Raw genomic sequence first — 20,092 nt, 5'->3', positions numbered from 1 at the left:
CGAAACAACGAACAGGAGATTTTCATGTCAGCAAATCCCAAACACACAAAGCCGGACTCCGGCGCTGCGCCCACCAGCTGGAAGGCGGTATTGGCCGCCGCCGTTTTTGCCGCTTTTGCGGTGAACGCACCGGTGCAGGCGGCCGGCGTTCCCTCGGGCTTCACCGACACCCAGGTGGCCAGCGGCCTCACCAGCCCGACCTCGATGACGGTCATGCCGGACGGCAGGGTGCTGGTCGTGCAGCAGAACGGCGTGATCCGCATCCTCAAGAACGACGTGATGCTGGCGACCCCGTTTACCACCGTAGCCAACGTGGATTCGACCAATGAACGCGGCTGCCTGGGCATCATCACCGACCCGGCCTTCGCCACCAACCACCACGTCTACATCTACTGCTCGATCACCAACGGCACCAACAGCTTCAACCGCATCATGCGCGTCACCGAAGGCAGCGACACCGTGGTGGCCGGCAGCCTGACGACCATCCTGGACCTGCCGACGATACCGGCCGCGACCAAGTGGCACATGGGCGGCGCGCTGCGCTTTGGCGCGGACGGAAAGCTGTATGTCGCCGTGGGCAACCATGAAGACAACGTCCAGACCTTTGAAAACTCGAATGCGCAAAAGCTGTCTGTTCCTTTCGGCAAGATACTGCGCATCAACAAAGACGGCACCATCCCGACCGACAACCCCTACTACACGACGGCGGGCGCCTACACCGCCAACTGGAACCTCGGCTTTCGCAACCCCTTCACCTTCGACATCCAGCCCGGCACCGGCCTGATGTACGTCAACGACGTGGGGCAGGGCACCTGGGAAGAAATCAACCGCGGCCTGGCCGGCGCCAACTACGGCTGGCCCTCCGCAGAGGGTAACTCGACCGACGCGCGTTTCACCAACCCGGTCTACGCCTATTCGCACAGCGGCGGCTGCTCCATCAGCGGCGGCGCCTTTTACAACCCGTTGACCAATCAGTTCCCCGCCTCCTACACCGGCAAGTACCTGTTCGCGGATTTCTGCAACGGCACCATCAAGGTGCTGGACCCGGCCAACCCGGCCACACCGGCCGGCTTCGCCACCGGCATAGGCAACCCGGTCAACATCGGCCTTGCGCCCGACGGCAGCCTTTACTACCTGGCCCGCAACCAGCAGACCGGCAACCCCACCGTGGGCGCGGGCACAGTCAGCAAGATCAGGTACACCGGCAGCCTGGCGCCGCAGATCACCACCAACCCGCAAAGCCAGACGATTTACGTCGGCAACCCGGTGACCTTCAGTGTGGTCGCCAGCGGCGCCACCAGCTACCAGTGGCGGCGCAACGGCGCCAACATTTCCGGCGCCACCGCGGCCAGCTACACCATTCCCGCCGTGGGCACGGCGGACAACGGCGTGTCCTTCACCGCGGCCGTGACCAATGCGTCCGGCACCACGGTGTCGACCGCGGCCGTGTTGACCGTAACCACCAACCAGTTCCCGGTGGGGCGCATAGACAACCCGACCACCGGCAGCGGTTATGCCACCGGCGACAAGATCATCTATTCGGCCACCGGCAATGACGCCGAAGACGGCTCGCTGCCGGCGACCGGCTTCACCTGGAAGGTCGACTTCCACCACGACACGCACAGCCACCCCTTCATTGCCGCCACCACGGGCGCCAAGAGCGGTTCCTTCGTGCTGCCTGATTTTGAGGCGGACGCCGGCAACACCTGGCTCAGGTTCACGCTGACGGTCAAGGACTCGGGCGGCCTCACGCACACCGTGATCCGCGACATCTACCCGCGCAAGATGCTCAGCGACATGACGCCGACCGGAACGCCGGTCAACGGCTGGGGAACCTTCGAGAAGGACAAGAGCAACGGTGAAGCCGGCGCTGCGGACGGCATCACCATGTCGCTGGCCGGCATCACCTATGCCAAGGGCCTGGGCGTGCATGCGCCTTCGGAAATCCGCTACAACCTGGGCGGCGCCTGCAGCGGCAAGTTCATTGCCGACGTCGGCATCGATGACGAGGCCGGCGACGTCGGCTCGGTCATCTTCCAGGTCTTCCTGGACGGCGTGAAGGCTTACGACAGCGGCATTGTGCGCGGCAGCGACCTTCGCGCGCTGGCCAACGTCAGCGTTGCGGGCAAGAACGAGCTGAGGCTGGTGGTGACGGACGCCGGCGACGGAACCACCAAAGACCATGCCGATTGGGCCGGCGCCCGGGTGACCGGCTGCAATGCGGTCACTTCGATGTCGGTGCTGGACACTGCCAACGCCGCCGACTGGTCGGTGCAGACCAACCTGCAGGCGGCCAACATCGCCTACGGTGACCGTGCCTTCACCTTCGATGCCGTTCCGGCTGTTGTCGCGGGCGGGACATGGATACAGGCCGCCAATGACTCCAAGACCTACACCGGCAGCCCGCTGGTCAGCTTCAACCTGACGGCCGCGTCCACGGTGTACGTGGGCCTTGATGACCGCGTCGCGCGCCCGGCCTGGCTGGATGCGACGTGGGTGGACGCCGGCGTCGACCTGGTCGTGCGTGAAAGCGCCACCGTCACGCGCCCGGTGAGCCTGTACAGAAAATCGCTGCCCATAGGCACCGTATCGCTGGGCGCCCTGAACAACTCGAACAGCAATATGTATGTGGTGATCGTCAAGTAATTACCGCCCTTACCCCGGCCAGGCGACCGCCTTTAGCGGTCGCCTGGCTTGGCTATTGATGGGTGCGAACAGCATGGCCGGCGATGCGGCGGCGCAGCATTGGAAGGCTGCGAATCCGGCGTATGGATTAAACATGCCGAACGAAAAATGAATTCAGAAATGGTGATTGGAAAAAATGAAACACAAGGATGAAAACGCTAGTGTGCAGAGTGAAAAACAACGCTGCTTCGCCTGAAGCCGGAGGTATATTGAATTGCATAGACCTCAGTCATCCGCGCGGCGGAATTTCACTGAGCCATCGGCCGGCCGAAGGGACAATAATCCGCGGCCCGATGAATGTACGTTCCCCGCCTTGAGGATTTTCTCCATGCATCGCACAGTGTCCGGAAAATCGGAAGCAGGGTTCACCTTGCTGGAGTTGCTGGTCGTGATGGTCATCATCGGCCTGCTCGCAGGTTACGTCGGCCCGCGCTACTTCGCCCAGATCGGCAAATCGGAAATCAAGACCACGCGCGCGCAGATCGATGCGTTTGAAAAAGCGCTGGACCAGTACCGCCTGGACACCGGCCACTACCCGACCAGCGAGCAGGGACTGGGCGCCTTGATGGCCAGCCCTTCGGGCGAGACGAAGTGGGGCGGGCCCTACCTGAAAAAAGCCGTGCCCATGGATCCCTGGGGCAAGCCCTATGTCTACCGTCGGCCCGGCCAGAAAGGCGAGTTCGACCTGCTGTCTTACGGAAAAGACGGCCAGCCCGGCGGCAGCGGCGACGGCGCGGATATCGGCAACTGGTGATGCTCACGCACAAGCGCTACCCGGGCGGACGTCTCCAACAGGCGAAGGGGCAGCCGTGCTCTACCAGGTAAAGGCCTACCGCGACCCGGAAGGCGTGGTGATGCTGAGTTTCGACGCCAGCGGCCCGGACGAGATCGTGCGCAAGGCCGAAAGCCAGGGCTACAAGGTCATCTCGTCGAGGGCCAAGGCTTCGTGGGGCATGCGCGGCAGCCGCTACCGTTTTCCGCTGGCGCTGTTCAGCCAGGAGCTGCTGTCGCTGCTGGGCGCGGGACTCAGCCTGCTCGAGAGCCTGGAGACCCTCGCCGAAAAGGAAAAGCACGACCTTCCGCGCAAGGTGTATGCCCAGCTCATCCGCCTGCTGCAGGAAGGGCAGCCGCTGTCGCATGCGATGAAGCAGTTCCCCGACGTCTTTCCGTCCCTGTATGTGGCCACCGTGCAGGCCAGCGAAAAGACCGGCGACCTCAGCGAAGCGCTGGTGCGCTACCTCGCTTACCAGCAGCAGATCGACCTCGTGCGCAAGCGCATCGTGAGCGCCGCGATCTACCCGGTGCTGCTGCTGGCCGTCGGCAGCCTGGTCATCGTTTTCCTGATGGCCTACGTCGTCCCCAAGTTCAGCCGCGTCTATGAAGACATGGGCGACAAGCTCCCGTGGATGTCCCGCATGCTGATGCAGTGGGGGCGCCTGATTGAAGGCCACGGCGCGGCCATAGGCCTGGCGCTTGTACTCGCGGTGGGCGCCGCGGTGTTCTGGGCGACGCGCCCCGCCACACGCAGGCGGGCCGTGCAAGCCATGTGGAAAATTCCCGCGATCGGCGAGCGCATGCGGGTGTACCAGCTGGCCAGGTTTTACCGCACGCTGGGCATGCTGCTGCGCGGCGGCATTCCGCTGGTGACAGCGCTGGACATGGTGGCCGGCCTGTTGCAGCCCGGGCTGCGCAGCAACTTGCAGGGCGCCTGCCGCATGGTGCGAGAAGGGCAGCCGGTGTCCGAGTCCATGCACAGCCAGGGCCTGGCCACCGAAGTCGCGCTGCGCATGCTGCGCGTGGGCGAGCGCACCGGAAAGCTCGGCGAGATGACCGAGCGCATCGCCAGTTTTTATGACGACGACATGGCGCGCTGGGTCGACTGGTTCACACGCCTGTTCGAGCCCTTGCTGATGGCCTTCATCGGGCTGGTCATCGGCCTCATCGTGCTGCTGATGTACCTCCCCATCTTCGAACTGGCGGGCAACATCCAATGAACATGTCGCAACCCGATTTCAGCGCGGACGGGATTCCGGTGTCCCTCATTGAAGAGGTGCGCGCCGAGGTCAAAGGCACTTCGCTGCGCCTGGTCAGGCTGCTGGAGGAACGCCTGGGCGCCGACGCGGAGACCTTCATGCGCCGGCTCGGAATCACCGTGGGCTACCCGGTGCTCGACATGCAAAGTCTGCATCGCCTGCAGCCCGCGTTCGACGTCGTGCCTTTCAACGACGCCATCGCGCGCGAGTGCCTGGCTTTTCGTGAGGCGGACGGCGCCTTGCTGCTGGTGTTCGCCGACCCGTTCAATGCCGCCCTGGCGCCGTGGGCGGAGGAATTCATCCGCCGGCCTTTCGAGCACTGCCTGGTCCATGCCACGCACATTGCCGCCTACCTGACGCAGCACGAGGAGACCGCCCGCGCCATCGACGGCGTGCTGGAGCGCGGCGCGGAATCCGTCGTGCTGGACGCCTCGCTGGAAAGGCTGTCGCTGAAGTCGATAGGCGAAGACACCAGCCCCGTCGTCAAGCTCGTGAACTCCACGCTGTACGACGCGCTGAAGTCGCAGGCCAGCGACATCCACCTGGAGACGGCGCCGTCGGGTATGACCATCAAATACCGCATCGACGGCGTGCTGTCCAAGGTCGGGTCCACGCCCGGACTGGAAGTCGCCGAGCAGGTAATCTCCCGCATCAAGGTCATGGCCGAACTCGACATCGCCGAAAAGCGCGTGCCGCAGGACGGCCGCTTCAAGGTGTCCATCAAGGACCGCGAGGTCGACTTCCGCGTCTCCATCATGCCCAGCATTTTTGGTGAAGACGCCGTGCTGCGCATACTGGACAAGCAGCAGCTGGCCGACCAGGTCCAGGGCCTGCGCCTGGACTACCTGGGTTTCGACGCCGGCTCCATGGCGGTGATGCGCAAGCTGTCGAACGAGCCCTACGGCATGGTGCTGGTCACCGGCCCGACCGGCAGCGGCAAGACCACCACGCTGTATGCGGCCATCACCGAGATCAACCACGGCCACGACAAGATCATCACCATCGAGGACCCGGTCGAGTACCAGCTACCGGGCGTGTTGCAAATCCCGGTCAATGAGAAAAAAGGCCTGACCTTCGCGAAGGGGCTGCGCTCCATCTTGCGGCACGACCCCGACAAAATCCTGGTGGGCGAGATCCGCGATGCCGAAACCGCGCAGATCGCGGTGCAGTCCGCCCTGACCGGCCACCTCGTGTTCACCACCGTGCATGCCAACAATGTGTTCGACGTCATCGGACGCTTCATGCACATGGGCGTGGACCCCTACAGCTTCGTGTCGGCGCTGAACGGCATCGTCGCGCAGCGGCTGCTGCGTGTGATCTGCACGCACTGCAGCGCCGACTACGAACCGGAGCCGCAGCTGCTGCTGGACTCCGGCATAGACCCGGCCGAGGCGGGGAGCTTCGTTTTCAAACATGGCCTGGGCTGCGGCGCCTGCCGGGGCAGCGGCTTCAAGGGCCGCAAGGCGATCGCCGAAATCCTGCACCTGAACGACGAGATCCGTGAACTCATCGTCGCCAGGGAGCCGATACGGAAAATCAAGGACGCGGCCCGCCGCAACGGCACCCGCTACCTTCGCGACGCGGCGGTAGATTTGGTGCGTTCCGGCGAAACCTCACTGCAGGAGATCAACCGTGTCACCTTTGTGGCGTAAGCGCGTGCGCATCGCATTCGCGCCCGACAGCGTGGCCGCGGTGCTGATGGCGTGCGGCCGCAAGCCGGCGGTGGAGAAAAAACTCGCCTGGCCCTGCCAGCCCGGCCCGTCGGACACGCATCCCTGGCAAGCCGCCATCCGCGCGCTCGCCGGGGGGATAGGCGAGTTGCAGGCGAAAGGCGCCGACGCAACCGTCGTGCTGTCCAACCATTTTGTGCGCTATGCGCTGCTGCCGTGGTCGGACCAGGTCACCGGCGCCGAAGAGAGACAGGCCATGGCGCGCATCAGTTTTGAACGGCATTTCGGCGGCGCGGCCAAGGGCTGGTCCGTGCGCCTCAGTGACGATGCCTACGGCAAGCCATCGCTGGCCAGCGCGGTGGACATGCCGCTGCCCGAGGCCATCGTGCAGGCCTGCAATGGCGCGGGCCTGAGGCCGGTTTCCGTCCAGCCTTACCTGATGTCGGTGTTCAACCAGTACCGGCGGCAACTCGCGGCGCCCAACACCTGCCTGGTGGTGGCCGAGCCGCGAAAGATTGGCATGCTGATGGCCGGCGCGGATGAGTGGTTCGCCGTGCGGACGCTGCCGCTGCGCGATGGGCTTTCGCAGGAGCTGCTGCCGCTGGTCCGGCGCGAACTCTTGCTGGCCGGCCTGCCGGCGCCCGCGCGGGTTTACCTGCATGCGCCCGGCGAGGTGGCCGCGCCGATGGCGGACGGCCAGCCCTTGGACCTGCTTGAACTGCCGCCGCACGCGGGTTTTTCGCCCCGCGACGATGTTGCGTATTCAATGGCCATGAGCGGAGCCGCCTGATGCGACGCCTCGACCTTGACTACATCCCCCGGCCCGCGTGGGCCAACCGCGCCGGCCTGGCGATCCTGCTGCTTGCGTTGCTGGTTGCGTGCGGCATGCCTGTGCTCTATGTCTATCACGCTGACGAGAAGCAGGCGTTGCAGGCGCGGCACAGGCAGCTGGAGCGTTCACGGCAGTACCTCACCGGCCACACCGCCTTGAGCGGTGCCGCCATGCAGGAAGCGCAATCGGAGATCAAACGTGCCAACGAAGTCATTCTCCAGCTCGACCTGCCCTGGGGTCCCTTGTTCGAGGCGGTGGAGGGATCCAGCCACGAGACGGTGGCGCTGCTGGGCATACAGCCCGATGCGCAGAAGCGCGCGCTCACGCTGGCGGCCGAGGCCAAGGACATGCCCAGCGCGGTGGCCTATGTGAAACGTCTGGGGCACGAGGCCATCCTGTCCGAGACCCACATCATCAACCACCAGGTGCAGGACCAGGACCCGGACAAGCCCCTGCGGTTTTCCGTGCAGGCCGTGTGGCGCGAGAAAGCGCGGGGGGCCGCGAGATGAGCGTGGACGAAAAATCGATGCTGCCGCGGTTGGTCTGGAACGCCCGCGAAGTGCGCCGCATCATCGGCCTGCCCGGCGCCGTCGGCGCTGCCATGCTGGCCGCCGCGCTGCTGTTTTATGCGGTCGCCGTGCTGCCGGTGGCGGCTGAGTCCGCCGCGCTGGCGCGCGAAATCACCGCACTCGAAGCCGCGCGGCAGGCAGCCCCCGCAGACGGCACCCGCGAAAAGCCCTCCGACCCGGTGCGGCAGCTGGCGGAGTTTTACCGCTTCTTCCCGAAGAGCAGCCAGGCCCCGGACGACCTGGCGAAGCTGCATGAACTGGCCGCCGTCCACCAGGTCCAGCTGGATCAAGGCACGTACCGTTTGGTGCGCGACCGGGTCGGAAAACTGTTGATGTATGAGATCGCGCTGCCGGTCAAGGGCGACTATCCGCAGCTGCGCAAGTTCATGTCGCAGGCGCTCACCGAAATTCCTTACCTGTCGCTGGACAGCGTGTCTTTCCAGCGCCAGAAGGCCAGCGACACCACGCTGGAATCCCAGATCAAGTTCACGCTGTTCCTGGTGGAGGCGCCGTGAGCATGGCCTTCACCCGCCGCCGTCTTGTCCTTGCCGTGATGCTGTGCCTGACCCTGGCGGCGACCTTGTGGGTCAGCCAGGGCGAGGAGGCCGAATCCGCACCCGATTCCGCCGCCGCTACAAGGTCTGACTCTGCACACCAGCCGTCGCGCCGCGACGCCTCGGTGGACAGCTCCCCCTTGCTGCTGGACAGGCTGGCCCGCCGGGCGCCGGCCGGCCCGAACCAGGACGCCTTTGCCGGCCGCAGCTGGGTCGCGCCCCCGCCGCCGGTTGTGGAGGCGCCGCCGGCCGCGCCCAGCGCGCCGCCTTTGCCCTTCACCTACATCGGAAAAATGCAGGAGGGCGAGACCGGCCCGCTCACCATTTACCTGGTGCAGGGAGAGCAGGCCTACAGCGTCAAAAAAGGCGACGTCATCGACAAGACCTACCGGGTTGAAAGCATGGACACCACGCACATCGTGTTGACGTATTTGCCGCTGGCCGTCAAGCAAACCCTAACCTTCGGAAACAGCTGACCATGAATCCCCGCCTGAAATCCCTGTACAGCACGGCCGGCCTGTTGTTTTTTCGGGGGCTTTTCCTCGTGGCGTTGAGCGCCTGCGCCACCGAACCCCCGTCGCGTGAACCTGCCGACCTGTTTGCCGCCGGGCGTTATGAAGAGGCGATCGCCAAACTCGAACAGCTGGCGCGGGACGACCCCGCCAACCTCTCCTACCGGGCCCGCATCATCAGCCGGCGGGAAGAGGCGGTGAATCGCCTGCTCAACGACGCGGCCGTGGAACTGGATGCGTCGCGCCCCGACAGCGCCGACGCGATTTACCGGCGCATCCTGCGCCTTGAGCCGGCCAATGAGCGCGCCCAGCAGGGCGTGGCCGCCGCGGCGCGCCTGGGCCGCAACAGCGAACTGCTGGCCCAGGCCAGGGAAGCGGTGCGCCGGGGCGAGGGGGAAAAGGCGCAGATGCTGCTGCAGGCCGTATCCCCCGAGTACGCGAACAACCGCGAACTGGCCGACCTCAAGCGCAGCGTGAGCGAACTGCAGTCCAGGGAAGCCCTGGTGAGCCCGACGCTGAAGGCGGCGTTCAAGGAGCCGGTGAGCCTGGAGTTCCGCGACGCCAACCTCAAGATGGTGTTCGAGGCGCTGTCGCGCACCACCGAGATCAATTTCATCCTGGACCGTGAAATCAAGGCCGACCAGAAGACCACCCTGTTCCTGAAGAAGTCCACGCTCGAAGACGCGGTCGACATGCTGCTGATCACCAACCAGCTCGAAAAGAAAGTGCTGAACGCCAACAGCGTGCTGATTTACCCCAGCACGCCGGCCAAGATCAAGGAGTACCAGGACCTGATCGTCAAAAGTTTTTACCTTGAGAACGCCGACGTCAAGCAGACGCTGAACATGGTCAAGACTATGCTCAAGACCAAGGACGTCTACGTCGACGAGCGGCTGAACCTGATGGTGATGCGCGACACGCCGGAAGTCATACGCCTGGCCGAAAAACTCATCGCCATGCACGACATGTCCGAGCCCGAGGTCATGCTCGAAGTCGAGGTGCTGGAAATCAAGCGCTCGCGGCTGCTGGACCTGGGCATCAACTACCCGAACCAGCTGACCCTGTCGCCGCTGCCCTCGTCCACCACCAACTCCACCATCGTCGGCCCCGGTGGCACCACGCTGACCAACCCGACGACGGGGCCGCTGACGCTGGCGGACCTGCGCAACCTCAACTCCAGCCGCCTGGGCGCGGCGATTTCGCCGCTGGTGATCAACCTCAAGAAGGAAGACGGCACCGTCAACCTGCTGGCCAACCCGCGCATACGCGCGCGCAACCGCGAAAAGGCCAAGATCCTGATCGGCGACAAGGTGCCGGTCATCACCACCACATCGACCGCGACGGGGTTTGTGTCGGAGAGCGTTCAGTACGTCGACGTCGGGCTGAAGCTCGAGGTCGAGCCCAACATCTACCTGCTGGACGACGTGGCGATCAAGGTCTCGCTGGAGGTCAGCTCCATCGTGCGTGAGTTGCGCAGCAGCAGCGGTTCGCTGTCTTACCAGATCGGCACCCGCAACGTCAGCACGGTGCTGCGCCTGAAGGACGGTGAAACACAGGTGCTGGCGGGCCTGATCAGCGACGAGGCGCGCGCCTCGGCCAGCAAGATCCCGGGGCTGGGCGACCTGCCCGTGCTGGGCCGCCTCTTTTCCAACCACAGCGATGAGAGCCAGAAGACGGAAATCGTGCTGTCGATCACGCCGCGCCTGGTGCGCAACCTCAAGCGCCCGGCCGCCGAGGAATTCTGGTCCGGCACCGACGCGGCATTCCGCACGCGTCCGCTGGCGCTGGTGCCGATGGCGGAAAGCAGCACCGGCAGGTCCGGCGCGGTGCCTGTCGTCAGCGTTAGCGGCGAGGGCGCGGCCGCGGCGATGGCGCCTTCCGCCGCTCCCGGCACTGCGGGTGGGGCTGCGGTTGGAGGTGCGGGCGCGAGGGCCGGCACGGGCGCATCGGGTGCCCGCTTCTCCTGGGACAGCCCGGCACAGGTCAAGGCCGGGCAGTTGTTCCGCGCGTCGCTGCGCGTGAAGGCCGAGGGCAGCGTCGGCTCCCTGCCGTTCCAGCTCGGCTACGACCCGCGCAGCCTGGAAGTGGTCGACGTGCGCGAGGGCGACTTCTTCAAGCAGGGCGGCGCCAACGGCAACTTCACCAGCAGCGTGGACCCGCTGACGGGCAAGGTGACGGTCGATACCTCCTCGCCGGATGCGGATGGCGCCAAAGGGGAGGGCACGCTGGTCAACATCACCTTCAAGGCGCTGGCGCCTTTGCCCAAGGCGGAGATCAAGCTGCTGTCGGCATCGGGAAGTTCTGGTGCACTGCCCGAGCCGCATGTGTTTTCGATCTCGAGGAACTGAGCGGGTGATGGCGGCGGAGCGTCAGGTGCGGGCCGGAACACAGCGCGGTTTTACGCTGGTGGAACTGGTCGTCACCGTGGCCATCGTGGCCCTGCTGGCGTCAGTCGCCCTGCCGCTGGCCGAAGTTGCGGTGCAGCGCGGCAAGGAGCAGGACCTGCGCCGTTCGCTGCGCCAGATTCGCGATGCGATCGATGCCTACAAGCTGGCCGGGGACGAGGGCAGGATCGCGCGCAACGTCGGCGAGTCCGGCTACCCGAAGACGCTGGCCGTGCTGGTCGAAGGCGTGGAAGACGTCAAGAATCCCAAACGCACGAAGATTTATTTCCTGCGCCGGCTGCCGCGCGAGCCCCTGGCGCGCGACGCCTCGCTCAAGCCGGAGGAAACCTGGGGGCTGCGCAGTTATGCCTCCAGCGCCGACAACCCCGTGGAGGGCGACGACGTGTACGACGTCTACGCCAAAAGTGCCGGCTCGGGGCTCAACGGCGTGCCCTACAGGCAATGGTGAGGGCATGGCGATGACCCGACACGACCGCCGCCGCATCGGCGGTTTCACGCTGATAGAGCTGCTTGTGGTGATGGCCATCATCGCGGTGCTGCTGAGCATTGCCGTTCCGCGCTACATGGGCAATGTGGCCAAGGCCAACGAAGCGGTCTTGCGGGAAAACCTGTTCAGCGTGCGCGACGTTCTGGACAAGTTCCATGCGGACACGGGGCGTTACCCGGAAACCCTGGACGACCTCGTCACAAAAAAATACCTGCGCAAGCTGCCCATGGACCCGGTGACGGGCAGCACCGACACCTGGATCATCGTGCCGCCCGAGAACCGGCAGAACGGCGGCGTCTACAACATCCACAGCGGCGCCCCGGGAAAGGCGCGCGATGGTTCGCTCTATGGTGAATGGTGAGGTAGTCATGGGGAGGCGGCATACCCAATCCGGCTTCACCTACCTGGGGGCCTTGCTGCTGATCGCCGTGATGGGCGCCATGCTGGCGTCGGTGGGCTCCGTGTGGCACACCGCCAGCCAGCGGGAAAAAGAATACGAGCTGTTGTATGCCGGCGAGCAGTTCCGCAACGCCATCCAGAGCTATTACGAGAAAACCCCGGGCGCGGCCAAGCAATACCCTAAAACCCTGGACGACCTTTTGCAGGACAGGCGGCACTCCGTCGTGCAGCGCCACTTGCGGAAAATTTTTATCGACCCCATGACAGGCACCACGAAGTGGGGCTTGCTGATGTCGGAGCAGGGCGGCGTCCGGGGCGTGCATTCCCTGTCCGGCGCCGAAGCCATCAAGACCGGCAATTTTTCGCGCCAGAACCGTGACTTCGAAGGCAAGGTCCTGGTCGGGGAGTGGCATTTCGCCCACGGCGCTGCCGCACCCGTCCCGGAAGAAGCCAGGGCCTTGCGTGCCGGGAATGCGGCGGCAACGCAGGCCAAGCCGTCGGCCGCAATCCCGCCATAGCACGGTCGCGCGGGAATCGGCCTCAATCCCGGCCGGGCGACAATACGCCCATGGCAAGCATGCAACTTCAAGAAATTCTCTTCTCCCAGGGCTTTGGCACGCGGCGCGTGTGCGCGGGGCTGGTTCAACAAGGCCACGTGGCGGTGGACGGCGCGCCTTGCGACGACCCGGCCGCCGAATTCGAGGCCCTTGAAGGCCTGCGCTTCACGGTGCAGGGCGTGGCCTGGGAATACCATGAAAAAGCCTATCTGATGCTGCACAAGCCGGCGGGGTATGAGTGTTCGCAAAAACCCAGCACCTACCCGAGCATTTACACGCTGCTGCCGGCGCCTATACGGCAGCGCGGCGGCGGCGCGGCGGCCGGGGTGCAGGCGGTGGGGCGGCTGGACCAGGACACGACGGGCCTCTTGCTGCTGTCGGACGACGGCAAGTTCATCCACCGCATGAGTTCGCCCAAGCACCATGTGGCCAAGGTCTACGAGGTGCTGGCCAAGCACCCGGTGGACGACAAGCAGGTGGCCAAGCTGCTGGCGGGCGTGGTGCTGGACGACGACCCCAAGCCCGTGCGAGCCGCGGCCTGTGAAAAAACCGGCGAGAACCAGTTGAGCCTCACGTTGACCGAAGGCAAATACCACCAGGTCAAGCGCATGATCGCCGCCGTGGGCAACCGGGTGGAAGACGTGGGCGGCCTGCACCGTTCGCGCATCGGCTCGCTGGGCTTGCCGGCTGATTTGAAGCCCGGCGAATGGCGCTGGCTGACCCTGGAAGACATGGCCAGCATTTCAGCGAAAACCTGAAACTCGGGGAAGACCTGAGCCACCGCCGGCAAGAGGCGGTTACGCTGGCGGCCTGGGAATACACACCACACTGAGGAGCTGATTCATGATGAACAAACGCCGTCAATTCCTGGGCGCCGCCGCATGGGGGGCCGTGGCCCTGCCGTCGCTGGCACCGGCCCAGAACGCGCCCAAGGCGCAAAAAGGCCCCACCTTGCTGACCATCAGCGGCCTGATAGGCGCCGGCAACCGCGGCGCGCTGGACCCGGCGCTGGACCAGATGATGGCCAAGCAGAAGATCAAGTTCGACAAGGCCCAGGCCTTTGACTTCGCCGCGCTGGCCGCGCTGCCGGCCGTCACCATCAAGCCGACGCTGGAATACGACAGCAAGCCGCACACGCTCAAGGGCCCCTTGCTGGCCGACGTGCTGAAGGCCAGCGGCGTGAAGGTCAACGACAAGACCACGGTCTTCCTGCGCGCAGTGGACGGTTATGCGGCCCAGGTGACTGCCGCTGAAATCGCCAAATACCGCTTCGTCATCGCCACCCACATGGACGGCCAGCCGCTGTCGCTGGGCGGGCTGGGCCCGCTCTGGGCGGTGTATGACGCGGACCGCTTCCCCGACATGGCGGCCAAACCGCTGCCCGCGCGCTTTGCCTGGTGCCCGTGGGCGACGTATCACATCGAGGTCAAGGAAGCCTGAGGCTTCAAGCCGCAGCCTTCAGGAAATCGGCGATCGCCTCCACCGTCTTTGCGGGTTGGTCGCGCTGCGGTGAATGCCCGCAGGCCGCCAGGCGCAGTTGCCGGGCATGGGGCGCGGCCAGCGCGATCTCGTCGAGCTGCCGCATGGTGCCGTATTCGTCATCCAGGCCCTGGATCAGCAGCAGCGGCGCCGTGATGCGGCGGCATTCCCCGCGGATGTCGAAGTGGCGAAAGGCCTCGGACAGCCAGACATCGTTCCATTGCCGGAAGGCCACGTCCACGTCGGCGTGGTAACGCGCCAGCCTTTCGCGCAGGGCGCCTGACTCATAGGCGGCCCGGGCTTCGGTGATGGCCTGCACGGCGATGTCTTCCACCAGCACGTGCGGCGCCATCGCGATGCAGGCAGCCACGGGATGGCGGCTGGCATGGAGCAGGGCGATGGTGGCCCCGTCGGAATGGCCCACCAATACCGGTTGGCTGATCTCCAGGGCCTGCAGCAGGGCGGGCAACACTTCCCAGGCCTCGCCGTGCATGTAATCAGGCGGTAGCCGGCCGCTGCCGCGCACGTCGGGCACGGGCGCCGACTGGCCGTAACCGCGCCGCGAATACACCACGCCGGCCCGGCCCGTCGCGGCGCACACGGCCTGCGGCCAGTCCAGGCCGCGCTGGGTCCACAAGGCGACCGAACCCAGGCCTTCATGCAGGAAAACGATGGGAGCCGGGGCCTGCGGCCCGGCGATGCGCCTGATTTCCAGTGCCACCCCGCCGATCTCCATCGTTTTTGCCGTCTCCGTTGAATTCATCGTCAGATCGTAAGGGATGTAAACGAATCGGGCATTCCGCGCATTAGGAGGCTAAGGGGTGGTATTTGCCTGCCCTTAGTGGTTTGCGGCAACTTCGCACCGCTACACTAGTCAATTGCCCGTAGAAAGACCGTTTTTGTGAATGTTTTCGCCCGCTTTGCAGCCGCCTGGCTGTGTGCCTTTGCCGCCTTGATGAGTTTTCCGGCTTCCGCCCAGACTGCGGCGGCGCCGGCGGCTTCCGGAATCACCACGCCCGTCTTCGTGCTCAATTCGCTGGAAGACAGCGTCAGCGTGATCAACCCGGCCACCTGGACCGAAACCAAACGCATCGCCACCGGCAAGCAGCCGCACCACCTCTACCTCACGCCCGATGAAAAATCGGTGATCGTGGCCAACGCGCTGTCGGATTCGCTGACCTTCATCGACCCACGAACCGCCGAAGTGCAGCGCACCATACGCGGCATCATCGACCCTTACCAGCTGCGCTTTTCGCCCGACATGAAATGGTTCGTCACGGCCGCCAACCGCCTGAACCACATCGACATTTATAAATGGGACGGCAAGGACATCACGCTGGCCAAACGCGTGGCCACCGGCAAGACACCCAGCCATTTGTGGATAGACAGCAAAAGCACGACGATCTACTCCACCATGCAGGACAGCGACGAACTTATCGCCATCGACCTGGGCACCCAGTCCATCAAATGGCGCACCAAGACCGGCTCCATCCCGGCCGACGTCTACGGCACGGCCGACGACAAATTCATGCTGGTGGGCCTGACGGGCGGCGACGCCGTCGAGGTCTATGACGTGAGCGGCGCACAACCGCAGCGCACCAAGGTCATCAAGACCGGCGCCGGCGCCCACGCCTTCCGCGCCTTTGGCGACAAGCGCCATGTGCTGGTCAGCAACCGCGTGGCCAACACCATCAGCCGCATAGACCTGCAAACCCTGGAGGTGGTCGACCACTATCCCGCGCCGGGCGGCCCCGACTGCATCGACGTGAGCCGCGACGGCAAGCAGATCCTGGTGACCTCTCGCTGGGCGCGCAAGCTCACGGTGATCGACGTCGCCAGCCGCAAGGTGGTGCGCCAGGTCAATGTTGGAAAGAGCCCCCATGGCGTCTGGACGCTTGACCATTCACCACGGTAACAAGCCCCCAAGGTCGCTCACTTCGTGTAGCTTCCTGCCCCCCGGGGGGGCCGCTGCGCCTGCGGTCTGGCAAAGCCAGTCCCGCGGCCCCGGCTTGGTTTTGGGTTTGCCGCAATTGCTCATTGCCGTTGCTCTTGTCGCCGCTTATTTGCCCTCTGCTGGGGCTGCAGGCCCAGCCAAAGCGGTGGCCGAAGCCGCGCCCTGCAAACCCGTCTACCTGACGCTGGACACCGGCCACATGGCTGTTGCGCCCTTGATGGCCGAGGTGCTGAACAAATACCAGGTCAAGGTCACGTTTTTCGCCGCCAACGAGCGCACGCAGGCCGGCGACGGCAGCCTGGGCACGCACTGGGCGCCCTGGTGGAAGGCGCGGGCGGCCGAGGGCCATGAGTTTGCCTCGCACACCTGGGACCATGTGTACTGGCGCGGCGACGTGCCCGCTGTGCCGGGTGCGCAGCCGCAATTCAGGATGCGGCCCTCGGCGGGACCGCTGGAGGGCAAGGACTTCACCTGGACGGCCGCGCAGTATTGCGAAGAAATCAGCAAGTCCAGCAAGCGCCTGGAAGCCATCACCGGCAAAAAGACGCTGCCGCTGTTCAGGGCGCCGGGCGGCAAGACCTCGCCCGCGCTGCTGGCCGCCGCCAAGGCCTGCGGCTACGAACACGTGGGCTGGTCGCCCGCGGGTTTTCTGGGCGACGAGCTGGCCAGCGAAAAATACCCCAACGACTTTTTGCTCAAGAAAGCGCTGCGCGACGTGCGCTCCGGCGACATCCTGCTGGCGCACCTGGGCATCTGGTCGCGCAAGGACCCGTGGGCGCCCAAGGTGCTGGAGCCGCTGATCACCGGCCTGCAGTCGCGCGGTTTTTGCTTCAAGACCCTGCGCGAGCATCCCCAGTACAAGGACTGGATTGAGGCGCAGCCCGGCCCGGCGCCGGCCAAGCCTGCAAAATAAGCGGCATGGACTGGTTCAGCGATCTTTTTTCAACGGCGCAGCAGTGGCTGTTCGAGGCGGCCGTGCAACCGGCCATGTTCGCGCTGGGCATGGGCAACCTGCTGGAAGACGCCTATGACGCCACCGCCTGGTTCATGGCGGGCGTGATCCAGGTGGCGATTTTGCTGGCCGTCATCGGCCCGCTGCAGCGCTGGCGGCCTGTGGAGGCTGTGACCGACCGCGCCACCATACGCACCGACGTGCTGTACACCTTGATCCACCGGCTGGGCCTGTTCCGCATCGCGCTTTTCTTCACGCTGGACCCGTGGTTCGACGAGGCCTTCGGCGCGCTGCGCACGGCAGGTTACGGCACTTTTCACCTCGACCAGCTCTGGCCCGGCGTGACCGACAACGCGCTGGCCAGCCTGCTGATTTACCTGGTGGTGTTCGACTTTGTCGCCTACTGGACGCACCGCGGCCAGCACCAGATCGAATGGTGGTGGCGCCTGCATTCGCTGCACCACGCGCAGCGCCAGATGACGATGTGGAGCGACAACCGCAACCACCTGCTCGACGACATCCTGGTCGACACCATCGTGGTGCTGGTGGCCCAGCTCATCGGCGTGCCGCCCGGCCAGTTCATCGCCATCGTGGCCTTCACCCAGCTCAGCGAAAGTTTCCAGCACGCCAATGTGCGCCTGTGGTTCGGCCGCATCGGCGAGCGCTTGTGGGTCAGTCCGCGCTTTCACCGGCTGCACCATAGCATCGGTATTGGGCATGAGACGGTGAAGGCCGAGCGCACGGTGCTGGGTGGGCATAACTTTGGGGTGTTGTTGCCCTGGTGGGACGTGCTCTTCGGCACGGCGAATTTTGAGCAGCGCTACGACCCCACTGGCATTCGTGACCAGGTCGAAGCTAACCGTGACTATGGCAAGGGTTTCTGGTCGCAGCAATGGGTTGGCCTCAAGCGCCTGTTCGGCAAAGCCTGAAAATCTACCTCCCCCGTCCAGGCTCACTGCGTGTAGCCTGTTCCCCCCTCAAAGGGGCGGCGCCTGCGGTCTGGCAAAGCCAGTCCCGCGGCCCCCACTGGTAGTGCCCACTGAAGTCTTAAACCCAGCATGAGCCGCGGAACCGGCTTTGCCGGGCCGCAGGCGGGCGGCCCCCTAGGGGGGCAGGGAGCTACACGCAGTGAGCGACCGTGGGGGCTGCGTTATGCTTGCTTTTATGAGCAAACTTTTAGACGCCTTCTGGCGCGCCGCGATGTACTGCCTGCACCCGCGGGTCATTGCGCTGTCGGTGCTGCCGCTGGTCATCATGGTGGCGATCTCGCTCGGGCTGGGCTATTTTTTCTGGAGCGACGCGGTAGAGGCCATCCGCTCGCAGCTCGGCAATTTCGAACTCGTCAACACCATGGTCCGCTGGCTGGAAGCGCTGGGCCTGGGCGGCCTGCGCCTGGTGCTGGCGCCCGCGCTACTGCTCTTCCTGGCCATTCCCGTGATCGTGATCGTCTCGCTGCTGTTTGTGGCAATACTGATGACACCGGCCATGGTGTCGCTGGTGGCCGAGCGGCGCTTTCCGCAACTCGAACGCAAGCTGGGCGGCTCGATGATGGCCAGCCTGTTCTGGTCGCTGGGCTCGACCCTGCTGGCGGTGGTCGCGCTGGTCGTGTCGATCCCGCTGTGGCTGATTCCGCCGCTGATCCTGGTGCTGCCGCCGCTGATCTGGGGCTGGCTCACCTACCGCGTGATGTCTTACGACGCGCTGGTTGACCACGCGAGCAGCGAAGAGCGGCGGCAGATTTTCAAGGAGCACCGCGCGCCGCTGCTGGCCATAGGCGTGCTCAGCGGCTATCTGGGCGCCGCGCCCAGCCTGATCTGGGCCTCCGGCGCGATGTTCGTGGCCATGGCGCCCATCCTGGTACCGGTGGCCATCTGGATCTACACCCTGGTGTTCGCTTTCTCCTCGCTCTGGTTCGCTCACTACACCCTGGCCGCGCTGGAGCAGCTTCGCAAGAAGAACAACGCGCTGGCCCCTGATCCGCTGGCACAGGCCGCCATCACGTCGATGGCGGCCGAAGTGGCCCCGGAGGCCCTGCCGGGGCCGGCGCCCAGCTTCGGTTCACTGGGCGGCAAGCCCGATATACCCCTGCCTTGAATCCTGAAAAAACATGACCCCTCACTTCGGCCTCATCATCGTCGGCGATGAAATCCTCTCGGGCAAACGCGCCGACAAGCACCTGCCCAAAACCATTCAACTGCTGGGCGCGCGCGGCCTGCCGCTGGCGTATGCCGACTACGTGGGCGACGACCCGGCGCGCATCACCGCGACCTTGGCGCGCGCCTTCGCGGCGGCGCGTGAAAGCGGCGACGTGGTGTTTTCGTGCGGCGGCATAGGCGCCACGCCCGATGACCACACCCGCCAGTGCGCGGCCAGGGCACTGGGCGTTGAGCTGGCTTTGCATGCGACGGCCAAAACCCTGATCCTGGAGCGCATGGCCGACATGGCCAAGGAGCAGGGCATCCCTTATGAGCCCGACCGCGGCGACAACATCCACCGCCTGAACATGGGCGTGTTCCCGGTCGGCGCGGAGATCATTCCGAATCCGTACAACAAGATCCCTGGCTTCACCTGCCGCGCGGGGCAGGGCGCGGTTCATTTCGTGCCTGGTTTCCCGGTGATGGCCTGGCCGATGATCGAATGGGTGCTGGACACGTACTACGCCCACCTGCACCAAAAATCGCCCAAGGTCGAAAAGTCGGTGATCATTTTTGGGTCCATGGAGGCCATGCTCACGCCGCTGATGCTCGCCATTGAAGCGGCGCATGCCGGCGTCAAGGTCTTCAGCCTGCCCAGCGTGGACCATCCGGAATACGGCCGCCATATTGAATTGGGCGTCAAAGGCGCGCCGGAAGCGGTCAACCTGGCCTACCCGGCCATGCTGGCGGGACTGCACAAATTCGATCTCAAATTCGGCCCCGAATTGGTGCGCTGATGTTTTGCACCGATTCGGTGCGATAAAGGTGATGCGCCAGAATGGTGCAATCGTTGCCAGCCGGTGTTTTTT

20 protein-coding genes are annotated in these 20,092 nt (G+C 65.0%); 19 read left to right on the top strand and 1 reads right to left on the bottom strand.

Features of this window, described 5'->3' with window-relative positions:
* Positions 1 to 24 precede the first annotated feature (24 nt).
* The 14 genes from ACLV8F_RS15985 (at position 25) to ACLV8F_RS15920 (ending at position 14,143) form a co-directional block, all read left to right on the top strand.
* Positions 25 to 2,646, top strand: coding sequence for a PQQ-dependent sugar dehydrogenase (locus ACLV8F_RS15985; RefSeq protein WP_411885189.1), 2,622 nt, complete (start codon positions 25 to 27; stop codon positions 2,644 to 2,646).
* 367 nt (positions 2,647 to 3,013) lie between these two features.
* On the top strand, positions 3,014 to 3,439 hold the full coding sequence (gspG, locus tag ACLV8F_RS15980) for a type II secretion system major pseudopilin GspG (RefSeq protein ID WP_411885188.1): 426 nt from the start codon (positions 3,014 to 3,016) through the stop codon (positions 3,437 to 3,439).
* Positions 3,440 to 3,494: 55 nt separating this feature from the next.
* Positions 3,495 to 4,679 (top strand): type II secretion system F family protein, encoded by a 1,185-nt coding sequence (locus ACLV8F_RS15975; protein WP_411885187.1) that lies wholly within the window; start codon positions 3,495 to 3,497, stop codon positions 4,677 to 4,679.
* Between the two features lie 2 nt (positions 4,680 to 4,681).
* Complete coding sequence (locus ACLV8F_RS15970; protein WP_411885186.1) at positions 4,682 to 6,370, top strand: GspE/PulE family protein; 1,689 nt, start codon at positions 4,682 to 4,684, stop codon at positions 6,368 to 6,370.
* Complete coding sequence (locus ACLV8F_RS15965; protein ID WP_411885185.1) at positions 6,351 to 7,178, top strand: hypothetical protein; 828 nt, start codon at positions 6,351 to 6,353, stop codon at positions 7,176 to 7,178. The genes ACLV8F_RS15970 and ACLV8F_RS15965 overlap by 20 nt, the downstream gene beginning before the upstream one ends.
* A complete protein-coding gene (locus tag ACLV8F_RS15960; RefSeq protein WP_411885184.1) occupies positions 7,178 to 7,729 on the top strand; it encodes a hypothetical protein in 552 nt (183 codons plus the stop codon). Before ACLV8F_RS15965 ends, ACLV8F_RS15960 begins: the two co-directional genes overlap by 1 nt.
* A gap of 2 nt (positions 7,730 to 7,731) precedes the next feature.
* Positions 7,732 to 8,304, top strand: a complete 573-nt coding sequence (locus ACLV8F_RS15955) for a hypothetical protein (RefSeq protein ID WP_411885183.1) — start codon at positions 7,732 to 7,734, stop codon at positions 8,302 to 8,304.
* A complete protein-coding gene (locus ACLV8F_RS15950; protein WP_411885182.1) occupies positions 8,301 to 8,819 on the top strand; it encodes a hypothetical protein in 519 nt (172 codons plus the stop codon). Before ACLV8F_RS15955 ends, ACLV8F_RS15950 begins: the two co-directional genes overlap by 4 nt.
* 2 nt (positions 8,820 to 8,821) lie before the next feature.
* The gene (locus tag ACLV8F_RS15945; RefSeq protein ID WP_411885181.1) at positions 8,822 to 11,203 is read left to right on the top strand and encodes a cohesin domain-containing protein; all 2,382 of its coding nucleotides are present in this window, start codon (positions 8,822 to 8,824) and stop codon (positions 11,201 to 11,203) included.
* Positions 11,204 to 11,210: 7 nt separating this feature from the next.
* Positions 11,211 to 11,708, top strand: coding sequence for a type II secretion system protein (locus ACLV8F_RS15940; RefSeq protein WP_411885180.1), 498 nt, complete (start codon positions 11,211 to 11,213; stop codon positions 11,706 to 11,708).
* A gap of 10 nt (positions 11,709 to 11,718) precedes the next feature.
* On the top strand, positions 11,719 to 12,108 hold the full coding sequence (locus tag ACLV8F_RS15935) for a type IV pilin protein (protein ID WP_411885221.1): 390 nt from the start codon (positions 11,719 to 11,721) through the stop codon (positions 12,106 to 12,108).
* Positions 12,109 to 12,115: 7 nt separating this feature from the next.
* On the top strand, positions 12,116 to 12,664 hold the full coding sequence (locus ACLV8F_RS15930; RefSeq protein WP_411885179.1) for a type II secretion system protein: 549 nt from the start codon (positions 12,116 to 12,118) through the stop codon (positions 12,662 to 12,664).
* Between the two features lie 59 nt (positions 12,665 to 12,723).
* Complete coding sequence (locus tag ACLV8F_RS15925; protein WP_411885178.1) at positions 12,724 to 13,461, top strand: pseudouridine synthase; 738 nt, start codon at positions 12,724 to 12,726, stop codon at positions 13,459 to 13,461.
* 88 nt (positions 13,462 to 13,549) lie between these two features.
* Entirely contained in the window at positions 13,550 to 14,143 is a 594-nt protein-coding gene (locus tag ACLV8F_RS15920) for a molybdopterin-dependent oxidoreductase (protein WP_411885220.1), read from the top strand.
* Positions 14,144 to 14,147: 4 nt separating this feature from the next.
* On the opposite strand, the gene ACLV8F_RS15915 is transcribed toward ACLV8F_RS15920, so the two are convergent.
* Positions 14,148 to 14,945: an alpha/beta fold hydrolase gene (locus tag ACLV8F_RS15915; protein WP_411885177.1), complete on the bottom strand. Its 798-nt coding sequence runs from the start codon at positions 14,943 to 14,945 to the stop codon at positions 14,148 to 14,150.
* Between the two features lie 138 nt (positions 14,946 to 15,083).
* Between ACLV8F_RS15915 and ACLV8F_RS15910 the strand changes: the two genes are divergently transcribed.
* The 5 genes from ACLV8F_RS15910 (at position 15,084) to ACLV8F_RS15890 (ending at position 20,020) form a co-directional block, all read left to right on the top strand.
* Positions 15,084 to 16,097: a YncE family protein gene (locus ACLV8F_RS15910; RefSeq protein WP_411885176.1), complete on the top strand. Its 1,014-nt coding sequence runs from the start codon at positions 15,084 to 15,086 to the stop codon at positions 16,095 to 16,097.
* A gap of 184 nt (positions 16,098 to 16,281) precedes the next feature.
* Positions 16,282 to 17,049, top strand: coding sequence for a polysaccharide deacetylase family protein (locus tag ACLV8F_RS15905; protein ID WP_411885175.1), 768 nt, complete (start codon positions 16,282 to 16,284; stop codon positions 17,047 to 17,049).
* 5 nt (positions 17,050 to 17,054) lie between these two features.
* Positions 17,055 to 18,017, top strand: a complete 963-nt coding sequence (locus ACLV8F_RS15900) for a sterol desaturase family protein (protein ID WP_411885174.1) — start codon at positions 17,055 to 17,057, stop codon at positions 18,015 to 18,017.
* A gap of 235 nt (positions 18,018 to 18,252) precedes the next feature.
* Entirely contained in the window at positions 18,253 to 19,182 is a 930-nt protein-coding gene (locus ACLV8F_RS15895; RefSeq protein WP_411885173.1) for an EI24 domain-containing protein, read from the top strand.
* A gap of 13 nt (positions 19,183 to 19,195) precedes the next feature.
* Positions 19,196 to 20,020: a competence/damage-inducible protein A gene (locus ACLV8F_RS15890; protein ID WP_411885172.1), complete on the top strand. Its 825-nt coding sequence runs from the start codon at positions 19,196 to 19,198 to the stop codon at positions 20,018 to 20,020.
* Positions 20,021 to 20,092: the final 72 nt, after the last annotated feature.

Origin of the sequence: Polaromonas sp. YR568, from assembly GCF_943369675.1 — a bacterium.
Taxonomy (GTDB): Bacteria; Pseudomonadota; Gammaproteobacteria; order Burkholderiales; family Burkholderiaceae_C; genus Polaromonas.
This window is presented reverse-complemented; position numbering and strand designations above follow the sequence as displayed.

What these genes read in the sequence shown, in the direction of transcription:
- ACLV8F_RS15985 (WP_411885189.1), top strand. Translation starts at nt 25, where the DNA reads ATGTCAGCAAATCCCAAACACACAAAGCCGGACTCCGGCGCTGCGCCC.
- gspG (WP_411885188.1), top strand. Translation starts at nt 3,014, where the DNA reads ATGCATCGCACAGTGTCCGGAAAATCGGAAGCAGGGTTCACCTTGCTG.
- ACLV8F_RS15970 (WP_411885186.1), top strand. Translation starts at nt 4,682, where the DNA reads ATGTCGCAACCCGATTTCAGCGCGGACGGGATTCCGGTGTCCCTCATT.
- ACLV8F_RS15960 (WP_411885184.1), top strand. Translation starts at nt 7,178, where the DNA reads ATGCGACGCCTCGACCTTGACTACATCCCCCGGCCCGCGTGGGCCAAC.
- ACLV8F_RS15945 (WP_411885181.1), top strand. Translation starts at nt 8,822, where the DNA reads ATGAATCCCCGCCTGAAATCCCTGTACAGCACGGCCGGCCTGTTGTTT.
- ACLV8F_RS15940 (WP_411885180.1), top strand. Translation starts at nt 11,211, where the DNA reads ATGGCGGCGGAGCGTCAGGTGCGGGCCGGAACACAGCGCGGTTTTACG.
- ACLV8F_RS15935 (WP_411885221.1), top strand. Translation starts at nt 11,719, where the DNA reads ATGACCCGACACGACCGCCGCCGCATCGGCGGTTTCACGCTGATAGAG.
- ACLV8F_RS15930 (WP_411885179.1), top strand. Translation starts at nt 12,116, where the DNA reads ATGGGGAGGCGGCATACCCAATCCGGCTTCACCTACCTGGGGGCCTTG.
- ACLV8F_RS15925 (WP_411885178.1), top strand. Translation starts at nt 12,724, where the DNA reads ATGCAACTTCAAGAAATTCTCTTCTCCCAGGGCTTTGGCACGCGGCGC.
- ACLV8F_RS15920 (WP_411885220.1), top strand. Translation starts at nt 13,550, where the DNA reads ATGAACAAACGCCGTCAATTCCTGGGCGCCGCCGCATGGGGGGCCGTG.
- ACLV8F_RS15915 (WP_411885177.1), bottom strand. Translation starts at nt 14,945, where the DNA reads ATGAATTCAACGGAGACGGCAAAAACGATGGAGATCGGCGGGGTGGCA.
- ACLV8F_RS15900 (WP_411885174.1), top strand. Translation starts at nt 17,055, where the DNA reads ATGGACTGGTTCAGCGATCTTTTTTCAACGGCGCAGCAGTGGCTGTTC.
- ACLV8F_RS15895 (WP_411885173.1), top strand. Translation starts at nt 18,253, where the DNA reads ATGAGCAAACTTTTAGACGCCTTCTGGCGCGCCGCGATGTACTGCCTG.
- ACLV8F_RS15890 (WP_411885172.1), top strand. Translation starts at nt 19,196, where the DNA reads ATGACCCCTCACTTCGGCCTCATCATCGTCGGCGATGAAATCCTCTCG.